Source organism: Terriglobia bacterium (genome assembly GCA_020072565.1).
GTDB lineage: Bacteria > Acidobacteriota > UBA6911 > UBA6911 > UBA6911 > JAFNAG01.
The window spans coordinates 197,681-218,768 of sequence record JAIQGI010000001.1 but is presented as its reverse complement, the minus strand read 5'-3'; the positions used below and the strand labels follow the sequence as shown (position 1 = coordinate 218,768).

Sequence of the window (21,088 nt, the reverse complement as noted above, 5' to 3'; positions counted from 1 at the left end):
TCAATCTCCGGATCCGGCTTGTTTTTTCGCCGCCTGCATCGCCGCCACCAGACGTTCCGGAGTGACCGGCAGCTCTTCGATACGCACGCCGGTCGCGTCATAGATGGCGTTGAGAACCGAGGGAATAACCGGCATGATTGCTCCCTCGCCGACTTCCTTGGCTCCATAGGGGCCATTCGGTTCATTCGATTCCACGATAATCGCGTCGAGATGCGGCATGTCGAGCGCGGTCGGGATCTTGTATTCCGCCAGGTTGGCGTTCACGATCCGGCCTTGCGTGTCGTACTGAATCTGCTCCATGAGCGCCTCGCCCATACCCATCATCATGGAACCGTGCATCTGCCCTTCGACCTGAGTCCGGTTGATGGCAAAGCCGCAATCGTGGGCACCCGTTATGTTCTCCACGGTGACTTCACCGGTCTCGAGGTCCACGGAAACTTCAGCCACCTGGGCCGAGCATCCAAATGCGGGCGAGGTGCCGACGGCGGCTCCTTTAAAGGATCCGCCCAGCGGAGGCGGGCGATATTTACCCAAGCCCACGATGCTCCCCCGTTCGAGGAATGCGATCCGGCTGGCTTCGCGAAACGTGAGCCAGGGCCCTGCCGGAGGATCTGTGAAGCCTTTATGCTCCTGAAGGTATTCTTCTCGCAGCCTGGAAAAATCCGGCTCGCCCTGCAGACTGGCCACCTTGCCGTCCTTCAGATCCAATGTTTCCGGGGGCACATGGAGGCAGGCGGCGATGGCATCGAGGATCTGCCGCTTCACGTCGCGCGCCGCATCGCGACAGGCCGCGCCGGTCATCAGCGTTGTGCGGCTCGAATAGGCGCCCAGATCGACAGTGAGGCTGGAATCTCCGGAAATGACCTTTACGTCGTCGATCGGCAATCCAAGCTCTTCGGCGGCAATCATGGCGAGCACCGTATCGGAACCCTGCCCGATGTCCGCTGATCCGGACAGAACGGTGACTCCGCCGCCGACGTCATCGACTTTCACAATCACCGTGCAGTGGTATGTCCGCGAGCGGTAGATCGGATAGCCGGCTCCGGAAACAAAGAAGCCGCAGGCGGCACCGATTCCCTTGCCTTTGCCGCTGGTTTGACCGTCGAGCGAGCGCTTCTTTTTCCAGGCAGCCGAGGCCCGCACGGCTTCCAGGGCCTCTTTCATGCCGAAGCTCGAAAGGAAGAGTTCGTTGCAGGTGGTCTCGCCGGCCTCCATCACATTCTTCAGCCGCAGTTCGATCGGATCCATCTTCAGTTCTTCTGCCAGACGGTCCAGTTGCACCTCAAAAAGAGCGCGGGCAATGACGGCGCCATGACCGCGCTGCGCGCCGCAAGCCGGCTTGTTCGTGACCACCCGGTAGCCGTCATATTTCATGTTCTTCAGCCGGTAGGGGCCGCCGAGCAGGGAGCCGGCGTAGTAAATCGTGGCGATTCCAAAGCTGGCGTAGGCGCCACCGTCGATGATGCAGTGATGCTCGAGGAAGGTCAGCGTCCCGTCCTTCTTCACACCGGCAGTCATTTTGTGAAAAAACTGATGGCGGGCGCGCGAATGAAGAAAGACTTCCTCCCGATCCAGGGTGATCTTGACAGGCTGGCCGGTCTTCATGGCCAGCAGGCAGGCAGCCAACTCGGCGGTGGAGCAGGAAGCCTTGGGCCCGAATCCGCCGCCCACTGCGGGCTTGATTACCCGCACTTTGTGGAGCGGGACATGAAGGGCCATAGCCAGCGTCCGTTGCACGTAGTGCGGTGCCTGGGTGGAACTCCACATCGTCAGGTTGCCGTGGGTGTCGTACTCGGCCAGCACGCTCTGGGGTTCCAGGAAGGCTGCGTCCTGCATCTTGCTGGTCAGCCGGTCCGTGCGCACGAGATGGGATTCCCGTCTTCCCTGTTCGATGTCCCCAAACTGCCAATGGACCCGAGCACAGATGTTGTTCTTGTACATCTCGTGCAACTGCGGCTGTCCCTCTTCCATGGCCGCGCGGCCGTCAAGCACCGGCGGCAATTCCTCAAAGTCGACTCTAATCAGGTCCACGGCCTCGAGCGCCGTGTCCAGGTCCACAGCGGCAACCGCGGCGATCTCGTCGCCGACGTAGCGCACCTTGTCGTGGCAGAAAATGGTCTCGTCATAGCGGGCGGGGCTCACCCCGTAGGGAGTGGTTCCTCCCTCGCGGTAGGTGATCACGGATCGCACGCCGGGCAGGCGCTCTGCGCGGGATGTGTCGATGTTCAAGATTCTGGCATGGGCCAGAGGGCTGTGCAGCAAGGCTCCGGTGAGCATACCCGACCGCCTGAGGTCATCGGTGTACAAAGCTCTGCCGGTGACTTTGTCCGCGGCGTCTACACGCGGCACGCGCGAGTTAAGCAGGCTGTAATCACTCATCATTGCTCCGGCCGGCTGACTGAATCGCCTCCACGATCTTCTGATAACCCGTGCACCGGCACAGGTTGCCTGAGATTGCCCGGCGAATTTCCGTCTCACTGGGATGCTCCTGGCGCCGCAGCAGTTCCGTAGCTGTCATCAGCATTCCCGGCGTGCAGTACCCGCATTGAATCGCTCCGTGATCGACGAATGCCTGTTGCAGGCGCGTGAGCCGGCCGTCCTTGGCCAACCCCTCGACGGTCTCCACCGAGCAGCCTTCCACCTGGATTGCCAGTGTGAGGCAACTGAAAGTGGCCACTCCGTCGACGAGGACGGCGCAGGCGCCACAATCGCCGATGCCGCAGCCTTTTTTTGTTCCCGTCAAGCCCAGGTCCTCGCGCAGAAGTTCGAGCAGCGTGCGGCGCGGTTCGACGGCCAGTTCGTGGGCGACACCGTTCACCGTCACCTGGATGATGGTTTTCATTCGGGGCCCCCCGCTCGCCGGAAGGCGCTCTTGAGAAGGCGCATGGTCAGCAATTCAACCATTTGCAGGCGATACCGGGCGGAGCCGCGATGGTTGTCGATCGGGCGCGCCTGTTCGCGGGCCGCGCGCGCTGCCGCCCGGAAGTCAGGTTCGGAGGGAACCTTCCCGAGCAGAATTTGTCTTGCCGATTCTGAAAGAATGGGCGTCGGTGCCACCGCCCCCAGGGCAACGCGCGCGTCCACAATCGGGCCGGCGGGAGCTTCCAAAGACATCCAGACGGATACCCCGACCGTGGCAATCTCGAGCGCTTTACGGTTTGCCAGCTTGTAGTAGACACTGCCCGAGCAAGCGCGCGGCGGCGGATAAGTGATGAAAGTCAGTATTTCATCCGGCTGAATGACAGTGAGACCGGGGCCGGTCGGGAAGGTTTGTGCCGGAAGAAATCGTTCGCCCTCCGTTCCCTGCAAAGTGAGGGTTCCGCCCAGTGCGATCGTCGCCGCTGCCATGTCGGCGGCCGGCCGGGCGTTGGCGATGTTGCCTCCCAGGGTGCCGCGATTGCGCACCAGAGGGCTGCCCAGGCTGTCGGCGCCGTCGGCCAACGCAGTCCAGTAGCGGCGCACTTCGGCGGAACGGGCGATCTCGCTGATCGTAGTCAACGCTCCGATGCGCAGGCTGCCGTCCGCAAGCAGGCGAATGCCGTGCAAGTCATGCAGCCGGTGCAGTGAGACCAGGTACTTTGGTGGCGCCTGTCCTTCATCCTGCGGCCAGGCGCGCAGCGATCCTCCGGCATTTGCCGGGGAGGCCACCGCTGACCACGACGAGCAGTCGATCGTGGTGCGGATCCGGCCGCCGGGATGCACGGCACAGCCGTCGCAACAAGGCACATGCGGAGGGATGATCGGCTTTCTCAGATCAACCAGGAGGTCGGTGCCGCCGGCAAGAATACGCACTCCCTTTGCGGCGTATTGCTCCAGCATCCTGCAGGCTTCTGCCGGCGTACCCGGGACCAACACGTCGAAGCGGGGCAGAATCATCGTTCTTTCCCACCGGGTAATCACGACCATGCAGAACCGGCAGTTGCGGCAGCCTGCGAAGAGCAGGCGCTCCAAACTACGCGGGTCCATGTCCCCGATAGGCATCTGGCGCAGCCGAAAGTCCCTTCATCCGGAAGATGTCGGTTTTCCCGCTTGCTGACAGAGAATCGATCCTATGCGGTTGCCGAAGGCTGCAAGCCCCATCGCTTTGTACGCATCAGCAAATGATCGTTGGTTTTGCTCTTCCACCCGATGCAGGTAAAAATACCATCCCTTGCGACGGAAGTCATCCCAAAATGTCGCAGGGGCTGCGTGCGTGCCTTGCGTCCTTGTCGCGGTAGAAGTCGGAAGGCGGCAGGTCCGGCGCCTGGAGCCGTTCCTCCAGTTCTGCAACACGCAGCTGACGCCGTGCACGCTGCCCCGCCTCTGCAAGCTCGACTCCGAGTGCGAAAAGCAGATGCTGGGCGCGGATTAACGCCGACGGACGGCCACGTTCTCATTATCGTGGCGGATTCGAGGACCGGGAGGGGAGCCGCAAGTCGTAACGTCAGTCCATAATTTCGTCGCCGCTCCGCGACCGGAGGCAGTGAGATTCGGATTAACGGGTGAGTTTCTCAGCCGCGAACTCCTGCAGCAACTTGTAAATGAAGCCTGTCACCTGGCCGCGGGTGTCACGCGTGAAGCAAACCTGTGCCCAGAACGTGCGATCCACGAAGTTGTCACAACCAGTGAAATTGTTGGTTTCGATGAAGGGCTGCAAATAGGCTTCAATCTTCGCAGCCAGATTGCCGGGAGTCGAAATACACGCCCTTGATGTCTCTTTACCAAGCTATCCAACATGCCGCAATCAGAACTAGGTCCCGTCCGCCGGACGGGACCGGGACCTCGCTGACCTTTTAGCGCGCGCCCCAGAATCGTTGTGCGCCGGCTCCGCCGGAAGAGGGCGATGCAGGCGGCAGCAGATTGAGCCAGCGCTCGAATTGCCAATCCGTGACGCCGAGCCGCAAGGAAGCGGCGTTCGGCTGGGCATTGACTACTGCTTGGGCAGCGGTGCCCCGCGCGACGATGCCCGCAAGCGATATCAGGCGCAAGCTCTGTCGATATCCTTCCTCGAAATCGTGAGCCCGGATCTGCACTACGGTCGCATCAGCCAACGGTTCGGCGCCGGGTAAAAGCGCAGCATTGCGCGCCTGGGCTTCATCCTGAAAGCTCAAGGCAAAGCGGTAGGGGCCAGGAATCTCGGGAAGACGCGCAGATTCCAGCGCCAAGAGACCATCCTTTGCCGCATTCTCAATCCTCCGAGATACCTCGTCCCGGGCAAAGGGCTCCGCTTTGGTCCGGCTCACGGCGTGCTTGACCGCCGCGTATTTGACCCAGGGGAGATTGCGGCGGATCTCTTTTTCAAGCTGGTCATCCCCGCACACCGTAATGAGGGGAATCCTGACTCGCGCCGCACCCATGGCCAGGATCATGGTTTCGTTGAAAGGGACGCCGTTTACTTTGTACTGGGTATCTTCGAATGTATAGGTGTGGGAGAGAAAGCCTGAGCCAACTCCGGCGCCGGCATGCATCCCTACGGCGACGATGGCATCGATGGAATGATCGTAGCTATCCATATAGATGTCGAAGGACCGGTCGCGGGAAATCATTTTTGCCGGCGCGAGCAGTTGATCCTCGAGAACGTCCGGAGAGGTGGTGTTTCCGGATCCGTGGCCGTCCACGACAACGATTTCGGTTGCTCCCCCTGCCTTCAAACCGGCGATGGCCGCGTTGACGTCGGCGGTCAGTGATATGCGCGCTTCCTCATATTCCGGCTTGTGCGCAAAGCTGGTGTGTTTGTAAGTCGTAACCCCCGTGATCCCTTCCATGTCATAAAGCAAGAGCACCTTCAGAGCACGCTGTTGAGGAAATCCCGAGACGCTCAGCAACGTCAGAGTCAGGATTGTGGGTACCCAATATCGAAGCTTCATGTTTGCCCCCCCTTTGCCGAACAAAATCCCGCCGATATCGAATGTGCTTCCACACTTTGATCTTTGCTGCGATCTATCGCGTTCTTATTCACTGCAGCGGCCTGCCCCTCAGGCCAATCCGTTTTTCCGGCGCACAGGTTCTTGTGATCTTGATCTGAGGCGCATGCTGAGTGTGACCGTGCCGATGGTTGCACCAAGAAAGAACAACCAGGCCACAAGTAGGGTGTATTCGTTCCAAAAGGCGGGTTTATTATACAACAGCCGACTCACAGCAAGGCCGATTCCCTCTCTCGAGTATTGCTCGATGTGAAAGGTGGCGAGAGCGCCGTTTGGCTTGTGAGCAATCAACCCGGTGTAATACGGGATCAACACAAGATGTGTGGCGTATAAATCGAGCATCGCAAAGCACACGGTCAGGAACGGAAGGATCCAGGAGTGCAAGCGGACGGGCAGAACAGCCATGGTTCCGGCAGTCACCAACAGGATCTCTGCAATCACCAGGCAATAGATATACCACCCGTTCGTGCTCGAGCCGCCGCTGCTGGCAAAGGTGATCATGACGTGGTACGCCAGGCCGAGAGCGAAGATAAGATAGAAACAGACGGCGATCAGGACCGGCTTTTCATCGATTGCGATTGACTTCTGCGCCCGATGTTTCCGCAAACATCGCCATAAAAAAATCAGGAATCCGGCCACGCCGATCAGAGCCAGGTAGCGGAAGAAATGATAAATCCAGGCTCGCAGTTGGAGGAAACTCCAGTTGCCGAAATATATATGCGAAACAAAGAACGCATCGAACGCAACACGCCACTTGACATGCGGAATCAGGTACAGGAGGGCTGGCAATGACATGCCTTTGAGATGGACATCCTCCTGCAGACCCGACCAGGATCCGGTCAGCAAGCGACTGCGGATGTACCACCACCCTGCCATCACAAACGCGGTACCGGCAATCAGACACCCGTGCAGGAGAACGCGGCGACGCTGCGGCGGCCTGGACCGGTAAAGCCATAAAAATGTGAGCGCCGTTGCCGGGATGGCGGTAAGGAAATATGCTTTTGTCAGGAGACCGAGACCGAGGGTAAGGCCGTAGGCTATGCTCCATTTTTTTCGATCGGGTTCATCATAGATTCTGATCGCCAGCAACAACAGCATGGAATATAGAGCAGTGGCCATGCTGTCATTGGCTACGCGGCTGAGTTCCATGACGCATTCCGGCATTGCGGTGATCACGGCTATGACTCCGAATGCAATTCCTCGATCGCGAAAGGCGCGGCGCGCCACGATATATCCGATTGGAATGACAATGGAGGCCATCAACAGACTGAGAAAGCGTAAGAGGCAGACGCGTTCCGGCAGTGGAGAGCCCTGCAAAAGGTAGAGCGGCCCTTGCAGCATCCAGTAGTAAAGCGGCGGTTGTTGGGCCTCGTAAAGAAGAATTTTGGCTTGGGCGGGCTCAAGCGTCCAGGCTTGGGGGATGGACTTCAGCTTGCGGCTGCGATCGGCTTGTTCTGCCGCCGGCAGTTGCCAGTAGCCGTCATGGGTGACGTGGGGTGCAGCAAGATCCCTCATTTCCCATGGCAGCGGCAGGAGCTGAAATGAGGCCTCGATTTCACGGGATACGCGCGTGGTATCCCCGATCGGCAGCGTTCCGTGAGCCAGCAGATGCTGCGCGTAGGCGAAGTGCACCCATTCATCACATCCCTCCCATATCGGAATAATGCCGGCATAGAAAATTCCGCGTGCGAGGAAGCATCCCCAGATGATCAGAATCAACGATATTTCGCGCCGCCGGTCCAGCGTATTGAAAATCATGGTCTACAGCGTCCAATGGATTCTGCTTGTGATTGCACGGCAATTCTATACTCTCAATCCCGGTGCCGGCACCGAAAACAGCAGCAATTTTCGACGCTGGCGGGGATCAGCAAGTATTTTCTTACCAGCTGCCCGAAAGCAGTGTCATACTAGCGCAAGCTGATGAGGGAGGCATAATAGATGAACATCACCATGCGCACTGTCGGCAAAGGTGTCATTCTGGATTGCAGCGGCAGGATCACCGTCGGTGCCGGTACCACGACTGTTCGCAATGCGGTTCGCGATGCGATCAGGGGCGGTTCCAAGAAAATCGTGCTGAACCTGGAAAACGTGGAGTACGCAGACAGCTCCGGGATCGGCGAGCTGGTCAGCAGCTTTACGCATGTCCAAAGCCAGGGAGGCAAGCTGGTTCTGCTGAACCTGCCCAAGAGGATTCGGGATCTGTTGATCATAACGAAGCTCATGCCGGTGTTTGAGGTGTTCAGCGAGGAGAAGACGGCTCTCGCGGGCTGCTGATGATTCCCGCACCAAGTCAGAGGCAAACCTGCAAGCAAGATCAATGAATTTGCGCAATCGTTTCCGGAAGGAGGGCTTGTAGCCCCGCCCCGAGCTATTCGTGGCGCAGGGCGATCACCGGTCCGCTGGGTCACCAGATAGGACATCACGTGCGCTGACTTGCGGCCCGATTTCAGTTCGTCCATCAGGCTGATCCGGGAAACCTGAATCGCCGGCGCCAGCCCGAAGAGAATCCCGATGGTAATGCTCATAGGGTCACTCCGTCCTTGATTCGCCCGAGGGCGCGAAGATGGTGAGTGCCTCGCGCGCCCAGCCGCTTCGGCGTCATATCAATCGGAATCCACAGCTCGGCTCCCGCGGGGATCCGGAACCTGGAGGGCATCACCCCAATGACTTTTGTAGGACTCACCGTTAAGCTCATCGGAAACATTCTTTGCTCCGATTTGCAGCTCGGAAGGCGGCGGCCGGGTCCCAGATCCGAAAACGCATTTTATTTCGTCAATTGGCCCGAGTAAGATTCACAGTTGTGGGCCCGGAACACTGGGGGGAACGTTAGCATGGCACCCCGACTCCAAAGCTGGCCGGCAATCACACCTGGCTACAATCCGAAGGGCTTTTGACTATCCTCTTGGCGAACGGAAGAAGGCATGAATACTCCCCCATCTGCATCCCATGTACCACCCCCGACCCTGCCTGCCGGACCAGACGCGGTCAGCCGGCCCCGCTGGTGGATTCATTTGATCCTTCTCAGTGCCTACCTGCTCGTTGCCGGCGCCGTGGGATGGAGCCGCGGCAGCTCTCATGGGCCGGTGCTGTCACGCAACGTGGCTGGCCTGCTGATTGTTTGCGCAGTGGAGTTGCTGGTCTTTGGGCTTGTGCTTGGTCTGGCATGCATCGCTTCACACGCGTCACGCGATGACTTGCTGTTGCGTTGGCGCGGCAAATTCCGGCCCGTGCCCCTGGGCATCGGGTACTCCATCGCACTTCGCCTGGCGGTGGGGATGATAGTGATCATATTGAGCATGGGATTGATCGCCACGGGCCTGATGACCCTGCAGTCCCTCCAGCAGTTTTCAATTAGTCATCGGCCCGACATAGAAGCGATCGTAGATGTGTCGGCGATGCGCCAGGACCCTGTCTATTTCTGGCTTGTTCTCACTTTGGTAAGTTTCGCAGTGGCGGGTTTACGAGAAGAACTCTGGCGTTCGGCATTTCTTGCCGGACTGCGGTCACTTTGGCCAAGGAGTTTCGGCTCACGCGCCGGTCAAATTGCGTCGGCGGGTGTTGCTGCCGTCGTCTTTGGCGTCGGACATCTGGCGATGGGTCCAGTCGCGGTTTTACTCGCTGGACTGCTCGGCTTCGGTCTCGGTGTGATTATGGTTCTGCATCGATCCATCTGGCCGGCCGTGATTGCGCACGGCATGTTCGATGCGACCAGCCTGGCATTGTTGCCATGGCTGATGGAACATTTGCCGCAGGTTCAGCAGGCACTCGGGCACTGAGCCGGCAATGATCTCAAGCCGCCCTATGCCGGGCAGCCCGCGAATTGTCACTCACGCCACAGTGATCCCCTTGCTCAGACAGACATCCTGCATGGCATGGAGAAGCGCGATCTCATCCTTGACTAAATCGGTGTCTGAATCGGTGCTAAGCCTGACAACGATTGAATCTCAGATAACCAAGCTCTCAACCCCGGGCTCACGCCCGGGGCTACGCTCTGGCGCCCCTTTGGGCCTTGAATCTCCCATTTCGGAGTCCCGGCGCTATTTCTTGTCGATTGCCTTGAGGATTTCCAGGGCCCTGGCATTTGATGGATCGCGCGCGAGCAGTCTCATGACGTAGGTACGGGCCTCCTTCAGGTGGCCGGCATTGTAATGCGCGATCGACAGCATGAGCTCGGCCTGGGTCTTATCTGGGCCGTTCGCAAGAGAAGGATAGAGCTGCTCGAGGAGGGTGATGGCTTCACCCCAATTGCCGTCGTTCATCGCGGTAACTGCGGGCTGCAGCGGTGGAACGGCAGCGGGTTGCCCGATGAGCGTTGGCGTCTTACGGCGCAGGGCAGACTGAACCATTTCCAGATTCTTCAGGTGGATGGCCTTCTGGTCGGGATTCTGCTCCAGATCGGCCGCCTTCTGAAAAAGGTCCGCCGCAGAGGCCAGGTTTCCCTGCTGGGCATCCAGCCGTGCCATCATCGCGATTGCCTGGCTTGCTTCAGGCTGAAGGGTGAGCCATTTCTCGACCATGGCTCGCGCACGCGCGAGGTCGCCGCCCTGTGCATAGAGGAGGCTGAGATTGGTGAGCGCGGGGATCATATTCGGCTCCTGCGCCAGCGCCTTCTGATACTGCTCCACAGCCTTGTCCCGGTCGCCGGCCCTCTGACTGGCCACCCCCGCGTTGTACGCTTCAATCGCCGACGAGTTGTAGGTCCCGCGGGACATCGCCTGCGGCGCCCCGCACAGGAAGCGCGTGACATAGGCGGCGGCCCTGTTCATGTTCTGCTGCTTCCACCTCTCGTAGGAAGTGCGGTATTCCTCCGTGAAAACTTCCAGATATACGAATGAATCGAGTTGTCCGTCAATTGACACCTGGCGCAGAAAGTCCAGCCCCTCGTTCTTCAGGGACCGCTCGGCTTCCTTCATGCTGTTCCATTTCTCAACCAGCTTGTTGAGGCAATCGAACTCTTCATTGAACGTAGCATGGTAGAAGGACTCACTGGGAAACGCCGCCTGGAATTTTTCCTGCCGCCAGAGAATCTTGTTGCGGACATATTCCTGCCACGCAGGAACCGTCTCTGCCGGAACGCCGTCGAACATCGATTCATCGAAGCTCTCGACATTGGCGCTCACAAGCAGAAACTGCAGGGGGATGAGCGAGGCATGACGCTCGAGGCGCACTCCTTTGATCGAACGTATGAGGGGATATTCCGGATCCGCCAGCACGCCGAGGATGAGGCTCCTGTCAGCGTCTTCGGATTTCCCCAGCTTGTCCAGGGCGCTGGCCGCGAATCGGTATGCCGAAGCGTCCAGGGGCGACTTCGCCACCGCCTGCTGGTACCACTTCAGCGCCTCCTCGAAGTTGTTCATCCGGAAAAAGCAGTCCCCCATGTAGAGGTAGGCCTTCCCGAAATCGGGATCAAGCTGGATCGTTTTCGCATAGGCCGCCATCGCCTCCTTCAAGCGGTCTTCGTTGAACCGCATTTCCCCTTCCATGTAACTTTTCTGAGCTTGAGGTGAGCTTGCCTGGTAGCGCAGGTATCTGGAAGCCAGATATCCTTTGGCGGCCAGATAGCTCGACATGTCCTCCGGATCCAGGCATCGGGCGAGCCGGAGCTCCTGAAGTCCCGTGGCGACATGGTCGCTTTTCTGGACCGGGTCGGTTTCCTGGGCCGAACTCTGAAAGTGGACGCCGGCGATCAGGAGATGGGCCTGCGGATCCTGAGGAGCGAGCGCCTCCGCCTTGCCGGCAAGTTCGAGCGCCTCGTCAAACTTCTTTTTTTTCAGGCTCTCCTGCGCCTTCTTGACGGTGTTTTCGTACTCCTTGTCGCCCTTGCGGTACTTGTCAGGCATCTCCGCCAGAAGTTCATTGACACTCTCCTTGGTGTTGCGCGGAGGAGAGGAGCGCAGCAAGCCGTTCATCAGCGCGAACGCCTCGTCGTTCCGTTTGAGCGCCACGAGGATCCTGGCACGAAGAAGCTTCAGCCCTGATGGCTGGTCGGCGGACTTCGGTTCGAGGCGCGCCATGGTGTCCAGGGCGTCGAGGGCTTCCTGGTACTTCGCGCTCTTATAGCAGGCGACGCACAGCAGGGCCAGGGAATCGGCCCGTTCCGTCACACTCCTCGATGTAGAAAGGTTGCCGGCGCGACCCAGGAACTGGCGTGCCTTTTCATAGTCATAGCGCTGGAGAGCGCGCTTCCCCGCTTGGAACTGGACCTTGAAGTCATCCGTCTGCGATCTGGCCTTGTTGTTCAGCTGGTCGTATGGCACAGGATCGACAAAAATCTCCCGCAGATCGCGAATGAGATCCGCCGAACTGCTGCTGCCGATCAGCCGGTCAATTTCGCGTCCCTGAGAATCGAGCACAAGAATGGTAGGAAATGTATGAACATCGAACCTGTTTGCCAGCCGGATGCCGTCGCTGTCTTTTTCGGCATCGAGCAGCATGAAGACTTGCATGCGTGTAAATTCGATGAAAAGTTTGTTGGTGTGCACCTCACGCGCCATCTGCTGGCAGGGGGGGCACCAACTGGCGGAAATATCCACCACGATGAGTTTCTGCTCCGCCTTGGCCTGCTTAAGCGCATCATCGAATCTTGCCACCCACGCGACCTGCGCCTGCAGCGGCATAAACGAGGCACTGAGCACAAGAGCGCCAATGAGGAGAAAGATGGTTCTGGAGTACATGGTCTGGCTCCCTAAGGGTCGGCGAAGCTCGTTATATCCGATCCCTGGACACGGAGTCCCCGGCGGACAAACCGGTGACGTCCGACCAGCGACCTGCGCATGGGTACACTCTAACCTTTGTTTATGAACTCAACCTTGTGCGGCTGGAGATCTATCACCAGATCTCCTGGGGGAGATACGCGCATTCTAACACGGAACCAGCTGAATATCTTTCCCATTTCGACAAGGGAGCGGCATCACCTGCGCTGGTTGTACCCACGAGCATGGCAACCACATCAAGGCTCAATCCCCGAACTCTCTGCGCCCTCCGCCGGCGCGGGGTGACGGGCAGAAACGCCTTTTCTGTTCTACGCGGTTGACGCCGTTTGGGATCCTTTCAGAGCGTAGTAACAAACGTACAGATAGCAGGCGGCGGGCAGTATGAACGAGTGGTGAATTCCGATGTGATCCGCCAGCCAACCGGTGGCGGGAGGAATGACGGCTCCGCCGACGATCGCCATCACCAGGAGACCGGAGGCGTCGCCCGTCAGCGGGCCGAGTTCTGCGATCCCCAAAGTGAAGATGCTGGGGAACATCACCGAGTTGAAGAATCCGACCAGGATGAGGCTCCACATGGCAACGTGGCCGAGGGTGAGCATCGAGGTGCAAACCAGCACGCAGGCCATCACGGCCGCAATTGCCAGCACCGTGCGAGTAGGGGCCTTCTGCAGGATCGCCGAGCCTATAAAACGGCCCACCATCGCTCCGCCCCAATAGCAGAACCCTACCAGCGTGGCCGCAAGTGTACGTGATATGTTGCCGATCTCCGGTTGAATGAGGTAGTTGATCAACAGACTGCCGATCGCAACCTCGGCCCCCACATAGAGAAAAATCGCAATCACACCCAGTACCAGGTGAGGGTGCTTTCTCAAGCTTCTGGTCGCTCCGGCTGCCCCGTGACGTTCCGCCGTGGGCATTGGGGGGAGCTTGAACCTGGCAATGGCAATGCCGAGCGCGAGAAGGGCAAGCCCTATAACCAGGTAGGGCAATTTGACGGACGATGCCTCATGGATGCGATAAGCCAGCTGCGCCTCCGCGGACATACGGCGCAACGCCTCCACACCCAGCGGAGCCGCACTCAGGATGAGCAGGCCGCCAATCCACGGCGCGGTCGTATGTCCCAGCGAGTTGACCGCCTGCGCCAGATTCAACCGGCTGGAGGCAGTTTTCTCCGGCCCAAGCACTGCGACGTAGGGATTGGCTGCCACCTGCAGCGCAGTGATACCGGCTGCCAGCACCGTCAGCGCCGCAAGAAAGAGCGGATATGAGGCTGCACTGGCAGCGGGGATAAACAGGCAAGCTCCTAAAGCCATCGTGAACAGGCCGGCGACCATCGTTCGCTTATAACCGATCCAGTCGATCACCCTGGCCCAGGGGACCGAGAAAAGAAGGTATGCGGAAAAGAATGCAAACTGGATCAGCATCGCCTGGAAATAGTTGAGATCGAAAATGGACTTGAGGTGCGGGACGAGAACGTCGTTCAGCTCGGTGAGGAACCCCCACATGAAGAACAGCGTCGTCATCACCGCCAATGCCGCTTTATACGAGGAGGGCGGCGGGGCTGCTGTGGAGGTGTCGGTGGATGGCATCAGATCAGCTCTCGTTGTGGTCCCGAATCGCCTGCTGCTTGCGCGACCGCACCAGAAAGCGCACGACATCGCGGAGGATCATGTCCGCTCGCGACCGTCGACCTGCCTGGCTGTAAAGAACCGCTATTCTAGCCTGCCGACGCCGTTTTCGGTACACGAAACTGCGCGGAACTGGACCGCCTCGAAATCCCTTTGACTGATGCGGAGTAAAAGCAAAGGGATCAGGCTGTCATTATCGCGCATTGCGCTACCTACTCGCGGCCCGACCCCGTACCTGGCATTCAATTCTCGATGTGAATGAGCTATCGCCTGATAGGAAGGAAGAGTTGGTCGCAGTAAACTGCGCAGCCTGCATTTTTGCTGTGCTGCCCTGAGAATTCCTCGTACAATACCGCCGCAGCAGTGCAGATTCAGCGAAACGTATTCAGGGAGGCTCCAAATGAAATCGTCCATGAGTGACGCGCGTGTCCGCTCGAGTGTGGCCGCCATCATCATTCTCATCAGTCTGGGTGTGCAGTCGTTTCCGGCGCCGCAATCCGGACCGCCGCAAGCCGTCGCTCCGCAGAAACAGCTCGTGCTTGACTGGCTGAGCCGGAGCGAAGCCGTCGAAAAATTCGGCAGGATCTCCGATGCCATATGGTCCTACGCGGAGCTGGGGATGCAGGAGTTCAAGTCGTCCAAGCTCCTGGCAGACACGCTGGAGCAGGCCGGCTTCAGGGTCGAGCGCGGCCTCGCGGGAATGCCCACCTGTTTCGTGGCGAGCTACGGTTCCGGCAAGCCGGTCATAGGCATCCTCGGGGAGTTCGATGCCCTGCCGATGATATCGCAGAAGGGGAGAGTCCCGACCCAGAATCCGCTGGTGGAAGGAGCCCCGGGGCACGGTTGCGGACACAACGCCCAGGGCACAGCCGCGGCTGCAGCCGCGATTGCCGTCAAGCAGGCGATCGACAAGTTCGGCATCAAAGGGACCATCAAAGTATTCGGGTCGCCCGCGGAGGAAACCGTCATCAGCCGCCCCTATATGGTACGGGCCGGGCTCTTCAAGGATGTAGATGCCGTGATTGATAACCACGGAGGCAGCAGTTTCGGCACTTCTTACGGCATGGACGGCGACGGATTGTACTCGGTGATCTTCACTTTCAGAGGAAAAACGGCTCATGCCGCGGCGGCGCCGTGGAGCGCGCGCAGCGCTCTCGACGCGGTCGATATTACCAACGTTGCGGTCAACTTCCTGCGCGAGCACCTCTTCTATACAGAGCGGATTCACTATGTGATCACCGAGGGAGGGGAGGCGCCGAACGTGGTGCCCGACCGGGCCAGCGTCTGGTACTACGTGCGAGACACCGACGAACGCTTGGAGGACACATATAATCGAGTGGTGAACTGTGCGAAGGCAGGAGCTCTGGCCAGTGGAACAGAACTGGCGAGCACCCGCGTCCTCACGGCGATTCATCAACGTCATGCCAACAAAGCTGCTGCAGAGCTGTTCCAGAAAAACATCGAGCTGGTCGGGATGCCGGCATGGACAGATGAAGAACAGGCGTTTGCCAGGTCGCTGCAGAAAACGCTCGGGGCACGCGAGTCCGGAATGCCCGCAAGGGTTGGAAGACTGCAGGAGCCCGATCGCACGTTTGTCGGTGGCGGCTCATCCGACGTGGGCGAGGTAACTCTCGTCGCGCCGACGGCGACCATCAGGTTCCCCGGCCAGGTCCCCGGCTCCATCGGCCATCACTGGTCCGTCACCGCCTGCAATTACGGCTCGACCGCCTGGAAAGGACTGAATGCCGGCGCCAAGGCCATGGCCGCCTCAGCAATCGACCTGATGATGTTGCCTGACGAATTGAAGAAGCTGCGTGATGAATTTGAAGCCTACGCCAAAGACCACCCGTACAAGTCTTTCCTCCCTGCGGATGCGATGCCGCCGCTCGATTTGAACAAGGAATTGATGGATAAGTATCGTCCGAAGATGGAGGCAGCGGGCTACCTGGATTGGAAGACCCCGTAGTCCGACTCCCGGATCGCCTCCGAAAGAGGGGATGAATACGATTTGAACGGCCGCCCAGCCTTCACTCCTGCCGGAGGGCGGTCACGGGATCAATCGCGATGGCGCGGCGCGCCGGCACATAGGTCGCTGCGATGGCTATGACGGCCATCAGCACGGCGGCGATCCCATAAGTGGCTGTATCCGTCGCCGCGATACCGAACAGCAGCGAAGACAGGTATCGGCTTCCAGCCCAGGCGCCCGCCAGTCCCAGAATGATGCCGAGAGCCGACAGCAGGGCTCCTTCGCGCAGAACGAGGGCGAGCAGACTCGAGCGCTGCGCCCCCAGCGCCATCCGGATTCCGATTTCGCGTGTGCACTGCGCCACCTGATAGGAGAACACGCCGTAGATACCCACGGCAGCCAGCAACAGCGCCAATCCTGCGAAAATCCCCAGGAGCACCGCATAGAAACGAGGCTGTGCCACAGAATTCGAGACGCGCTGTTTTAAAGTCGAAACATTGAAGATGGGAAGCTGGGAATCGAGCGCGGCTACGCGGGCACGCACCGACGGAACCAGCGCAAGCGGATCGCCCTTCGACCGCATTACAATCGACATGGCCGACAACGGCCCGCCCAGCATCAACATGCGGGAAAATTGGCGATGAGGCAGATACAGTTCCGGTTGCGGTTCGGAGTCAAGCCCCTGCGGCCTGACATCCGCCACCACTCCGACGATTTCGCGCGGTCCCGCAAGGTCGATCTGCCGGCCTATGGGATTTGCGCCGGGGAAAAAGCGCCGCACCATCGACTCGTTGACAATGGCTACCTGCACGCCGTTTTCGCGGTCTCCATCCGTGAAGTCACGGCCGTTAATCAGTCGAATTGCCATGGCCGGGATAAAACCGGGACTGACCATGCGGACGCCGGCAACAGGCTGTGAAGCCGGGTCTGTGCTCTGAGGCGCGCCGGGAATCTGAAAGCTCATGCGGATCATCGCCGACGACATGGGCATCATATTCGTCGTGCCCGCCGCCTGCACGCCGGGCAGACTGCGCATGCCGTCCAGCAGCTGATCGAAAAAGCCGAGTTGCATCTCCGGCTGTGGATAGCGCGCCCGCGGCAGACTGACCTGAAGCGTCAACACCCCATCCGGGTTGTAGCCGGGATTTTGCCGGACCAATCGGACGAAACTGTTCGCAAGCAGACCTGCGCCCACCAACAATATCAACGCCAGTGCGAACTCCACCACGACCAGCAGACTGCGCGTCTTGTTGCGTCGGAACAGGCGCAGACCCGCCGAAGCCTGGGCTTCGCCCTCCTTCAACATGCGCATCAAATCGCTGCGCGAGCTCTTGAGCGCGGGCGCGAGACCGAAAAGAACACCGGTCAGGAGCGAGAGGACCAGCGAAAATCCCATGGCACGCATATCGATGCGCACATCCTCCAGATGCTGAATGTTGCCCGGGCTAAGCTGCGGCAGCAGCATGATGCCCCAGAATCCGAGCAGCAAACCCACCATCCCGCCCAGCAACGCCAGGAGCACACTTTCCGTCAGCATCTGGCGTATGATCCGGCCGCGGCCGGCGCCCAGCGACGCCCGGATGGAAATCTCCTTTTGCCGGTCGACCGCGCGCGACAGGAGCAGATTGGCGACATTGGCGCAAGCGACCAATAAAACCAGCCCGACTGCCACCATCAGGACCAGCAGCGCCGGACGAACGGGTTTGACCGATTGTTCCTGGAGCGTGGCCAACTGGACGGCTCCACCGATAAGCGCGGGCCCAAGCACCTGGCGAGCTCCCTGTTGAACCGGCTGCGGTGCGGGGGCAGGCATCTTTTGAGGCTCCGCTTGCCCGGAGGAGGGGATGCTTGCGGGCGCTCGCTGCCCCGCACCGGGCAACGGCCTGATATCCGGCTGCGCAGGAGGTGGTGCTTGCTGCATCCCCGTTTGCGGCGGGAGTGCCGCCTGCTGTGCTCCTTGTCTCGAAGCGTCCGCGGCCGGCTGCCGGGTCTCCGGTTGAGCCGGGCCCATGATCTGCTTCATGCCTTGTTGCGCCGGGAGCACCGGCTGTTCCGCGCCTTGTCTCACCATGTCGGCTGCGGGCGGCGTCCCCGGCCTCCCGGCGCGGGTTCCGGCTTGATACCCCTGTTGAAATGGACCGCTGCCCGTCGGCTGCCGCCGCTGCAGCAGAGCAGTGCCTTCCGCTTGCGCCTGAGCGATGGTCACGCCCGGCTTCAGTCTGGCGATCGCGGGCATCATCATGACCCGATGAACGTTTGCGGCCTGTTGTGGCTGATCCAGCACGAGCGGCGCCCAGTATTCAGCCTGCTTGTTGGGGAAGTCGAATCCCACGGGCATGACACCCACCACGGCATAGTCGTTGCCATCGAGCTTGATAAACCTGTTGAGGATATCCCGGTCACTGCCAAATCGGTTCACCCACGCGGAATAGCTCAGCACTACCACGCGGTCGCTCCCTGCTTTCTCCTCTTCATTGCGAAGGACTCGACCGAGGAGCGGTTTCACCCGCAGCAACGGAAACAACCCGGGCGAAACCCGCTCGCCCGTCAGCCGCACCGGTTCCGACACGCCTGTAAGCGTGGCAGTGTCGGGAGCATACACAGCCATCTGTTCCAACATTCCGGTCGAAGTGCGCCAGACCTGAAAATCGTCAGTAGAGATGGACGAAATCTTCTGTGGCAAGCCTGCCACGTCGCGCGTTTGGAAAATGCTCACGATCGTATCCGGGTCCTGATAGGGAGGCGGCGTCAGAAGCAACGCATTGACCACGCTGAAGATAGCCGCATTCGGACCAATTCCCAGAGCAAGGGCCAAAATGGCAATCACCGCAAAACCCGGGTTTCGCATCAGCATCCGCACTGCATGGCGAATGTCCTGCCGGAATGCCTCCATGTCCCCTCCTCCGATCGCTTCATTAACCTATACTTGCCGTGAATGCGAATGCCTGTCTTAGCGTCATGATATTCCTATTACGGCGAACGGCCCCAGGGGTTGCGCAGAATCTCACATCGACGGCAGGTCAAGGAAGGAGGGTGGTGTCAGGCCTTGGTGAAACTCTTACTTTCGATTTTGCCCCATGGCAATGGCGACCTCGACTTCGGTGACCGGCAGAACGTTGCGCAGCACATGCGGGTCGATTTCAACGAGGAAGCCGCGCTTGCCGCCGTTAATAAAAATGCGCGGCAGATCGAAGATCGATTTCTCCACGTAGACGGGCAAGGATGTGCGCGCGCCGAAGGGACTTGTCCCGCCGAAGAGATACCCGGTGAGTCGCGTGGCTGTGCGCTCATCACAGGGCGAGACGGATTTCACGTCGAGCAGGCGCGCGAGTTGCCTGGTAGAGACCTCACAGTCACCATGCATGAGCACGAGCAGCGGTTTGTGCCGGTCCGTTTCCATGACCAGAGTCTTGACCAGGAAATGCTCCGGCAGTCCGAGCTCGAGGGCGCCCACCCTCGTGCCTCCGTGCTCCTGATACTTGTACAGGTGCGCTTTGAATTCTACTTCCCGCTCGCGCAGGAACCTCACCGCCGGCGTCGTCGGGTAGTCCGACCTAGTCATTCAAGCCTCCAGCGGTTCCTGTTTGAATGTTACTTTTTCTCCTTGAAACCTGCAGGGATCGCGGTATCTGACTCGCCGGCTGCGCTGGCAACCTTCAGCAGTTCGTGATTCATGGTGAGAATGGTGGCCCGATTCTTGGCTGCCGGCTGGTCCTCCTTCTTGCCGGCGATCTTGCGGCCGATGAGGCCGCCGAGTCCACGCACCGACGTGATGTTTCCCCCACCCTCATCCTGCTTCTTTTCATTCGCTGCGGCCTGCTCGGGTGAACTGACTGCCTCCATGGTCATGACGGTCAGGATGGGCGCTCCCGTCATGTCGACCTGCTGCGCCTGGAACTTGGAGAACATCTCCTTCATTTGAGGATACATGGCCAGGGCGGCGGCCATCTGTTCTGCCGAATCGGCGCCGAAGGAATAGGGGAGATCCAGCTTCTGGGCATAACGCAGGTCGAATTGACGGATCTCTTTCAGAGCAGGAATTTCCGGACCTAACCAGATGTTGGAGGTAAGCACAGTCCCCCCGCCCTGCTCAAGCGTCTTGCCCTTCTGCCGCATGGTGATGGTCATGATCACCTCACGGCAGTCGTAACCATTGATGGCCTTTTTCTGGCCGGACTCTTTCATGGAAAAGTCCATCTCCATTTCCGCTTCCTGGCCCTGCGGGCGGGCTTCGGGCTCCTGCTTCGCGGCCTTGGCGGCCTTATCCCGGGCTTCCAACAGCTTGCGCCGCAACTCGGCAAAAGTCGTGACTTCATAGGTTTTCTTTTTCAGGTCGAGACTGTAAAGCTTCTCCTCATCCAGATCGATGATTTCCCCCGAGGTGTCGCTCATCGTAGCCTTCCGATTACCTCGAATGGCCAGGGTATTGACGATGCCCTCCTTGGCCGCTTTGCCGCCGAACAGACCCATCATTCGGCCCAGGAAACCTTCGAACTTGACCAGACTCTTCTCCTCGGTCTTGACATCGGCCAGCAAGAGGCCAACCGGCAAAAGGAGCGACAGAAACAGCAAAGACGCTACGATTCGATCGCGCTTCATTCTTACCTCCTTACCTCCCACGAGCTTGAGGCGTCATCAGATGCACTGATTTCCAGGGAATCAACCTTGATCGGGACAAAGAACTTCTTCGCGGTCCCGACGCGCCGGGCCGCTGCTGTGCCAGGTCGAGGCAGGCTTCGGCCTATCCTTTGCCCCGAACCCGCTTCTTCTTCCTCGGTCTGGTTTTTCCGAAGGTACCGCGATAGATTTTTCCCCTCTTCGTACGGATATCCCCTTTGCCCATAGCATTGACCTCCATGAACCGCGGCGAACCTCCTC

16 protein-coding genes are annotated in these 21,088 nt (G+C 59.5%); 4 read left to right on the top strand and 12 right to left on the bottom strand.

Annotated elements, in window-relative coordinates; genetic code table 11:
* The 6 genes from LAP85_00970 to LAP85_00945 form a co-directional block, all read right to left on the bottom strand.
* Positions 1 to 2,379 (bottom strand): molybdopterin-dependent oxidoreductase, encoded by a 2,379-nt coding sequence (locus LAP85_00970; GenBank protein ID MBZ5494947.1) that lies wholly within the window; start codon positions 2,377 to 2,379, stop codon positions 1 to 3.
* Positions 2,372 to 2,842, bottom strand: a complete 471-nt coding sequence (locus tag LAP85_00965; protein ID MBZ5494946.1) for a (2Fe-2S)-binding protein — start codon at positions 2,840 to 2,842, stop codon at positions 2,372 to 2,374. Before LAP85_00965 ends, LAP85_00970 begins: the two co-directional genes overlap by 8 nt.
* Positions 2,839 to 3,981, bottom strand: coding sequence for an FAD binding domain-containing protein (locus LAP85_00960; GenBank protein ID MBZ5494945.1), 1,143 nt, complete (start codon positions 3,979 to 3,981; stop codon positions 2,839 to 2,841). Before LAP85_00960 ends, LAP85_00965 begins: the two co-directional genes overlap by 4 nt.
* Positions 3,982 to 4,474: 493 nt before the next feature.
* Complete coding sequence (locus LAP85_00955; GenBank protein ID MBZ5494944.1) at positions 4,475 to 4,636, bottom strand: hypothetical protein; 162 nt, start codon at positions 4,634 to 4,636, stop codon at positions 4,475 to 4,477.
* 136 nt (positions 4,637 to 4,772) lie between these two features.
* On the bottom strand, positions 4,773 to 5,846 hold the full coding sequence (locus tag LAP85_00950; GenBank protein ID MBZ5494943.1) for a M55 family metallopeptidase: 1,074 nt from the start codon (positions 5,844 to 5,846) through the stop codon (positions 4,773 to 4,775).
* Positions 5,847 to 5,954: 108 nt separating this feature from the next.
* Positions 5,955 to 7,661, bottom strand: a complete 1,707-nt coding sequence (locus tag LAP85_00945; protein MBZ5494942.1) for a hypothetical protein — start codon at positions 7,659 to 7,661, stop codon at positions 5,955 to 5,957.
* Positions 7,662 to 7,841: 180 nt separating this feature from the next.
* Here LAP85_00945 and LAP85_00940 point away from each other — a divergent pair, with 180 nt between their 5' ends.
* Both LAP85_00940 and LAP85_00935 read left to right on the top strand, forming a co-directional pair.
* Positions 7,842 to 8,177, top strand: coding sequence for an STAS domain-containing protein (locus LAP85_00940; protein MBZ5494941.1), 336 nt, complete (start codon positions 7,842 to 7,844; stop codon positions 8,175 to 8,177).
* 647 nt (positions 8,178 to 8,824) lie between these two features.
* Positions 8,825 to 9,679 carry a CPBP family intramembrane metalloprotease gene (locus LAP85_00935; GenBank protein MBZ5494940.1) on the top strand — a complete coding sequence of 285 codons (855 nt, stop codon included), beginning with the start codon at positions 8,825 to 8,827 and terminating at the stop codon, positions 9,677 to 9,679.
* A gap of 261 nt (positions 9,680 to 9,940) precedes the next feature.
* Here the strand turns inward: LAP85_00935 and LAP85_00930 are convergent, their stop codons facing one another.
* Complete coding sequence (locus LAP85_00930; protein ID MBZ5494939.1) at positions 9,941 to 12,577, bottom strand: tetratricopeptide repeat protein; 2,637 nt, start codon at positions 12,575 to 12,577, stop codon at positions 9,941 to 9,943.
* A gap of 347 nt (positions 12,578 to 12,924) precedes the next feature.
* Positions 12,925 to 14,205, bottom strand: a complete 1,281-nt coding sequence (locus LAP85_00925; GenBank protein MBZ5494938.1) for a sugar MFS transporter — start codon at positions 14,203 to 14,205, stop codon at positions 12,925 to 12,927.
* Between LAP85_00925 and LAP85_00920 the strand changes: the two genes are divergently transcribed.
* Both LAP85_00920 and LAP85_00915 read left to right on the top strand, forming a co-directional pair.
* Positions 14,120 to 14,401, top strand: coding sequence for a hypothetical protein (locus tag LAP85_00920; GenBank protein MBZ5494937.1), 282 nt, complete (start codon positions 14,120 to 14,122; stop codon positions 14,399 to 14,401). The two genes, LAP85_00925 and LAP85_00920, sit on opposite strands and share 86 nt — an antisense overlap.
* Before the next feature lie 243 nt (positions 14,402 to 14,644).
* Positions 14,645 to 16,210, top strand: coding sequence for an amidohydrolase (locus LAP85_00915; protein ID MBZ5494936.1), 1,566 nt, complete (start codon positions 14,645 to 14,647; stop codon positions 16,208 to 16,210).
* Between the two features lie 61 nt (positions 16,211 to 16,271).
* Here the strand turns inward: LAP85_00915 and LAP85_00910 are convergent, their stop codons facing one another.
* The 4 genes from LAP85_00910 to LAP85_00895 all read right to left on the bottom strand — a co-directional run bounded on the left by LAP85_00910 (position 16,272) and on the right by LAP85_00895 (position 21,053).
* Complete coding sequence (locus LAP85_00910; GenBank protein ID MBZ5494935.1) at positions 16,272 to 19,103, bottom strand: ADOP family duplicated permease; 2,832 nt, start codon at positions 19,101 to 19,103, stop codon at positions 16,272 to 16,274.
* Between the two features lie 165 nt (positions 19,104 to 19,268).
* Entirely contained in the window at positions 19,269 to 19,772 is a 504-nt protein-coding gene (locus LAP85_00905) for an aminoacyl-tRNA deacylase (protein ID MBZ5494934.1), read from the bottom strand.
* 29 nt (positions 19,773 to 19,801) lie between these two features.
* A complete protein-coding gene (locus LAP85_00900) occupies positions 19,802 to 20,809 on the bottom strand; it encodes a hypothetical protein (protein ID MBZ5494933.1) in 1,008 nt (335 codons plus the stop codon).
* A gap of 142 nt (positions 20,810 to 20,951) precedes the next feature.
* On the bottom strand, positions 20,952 to 21,053 hold the full coding sequence (locus LAP85_00895) for a 30S ribosomal protein THX (GenBank protein MBZ5494932.1): 102 nt from the start codon (positions 21,051 to 21,053) through the stop codon (positions 20,952 to 20,954).
* Positions 21,054 to 21,088 lie beyond the last annotated feature (35 nt).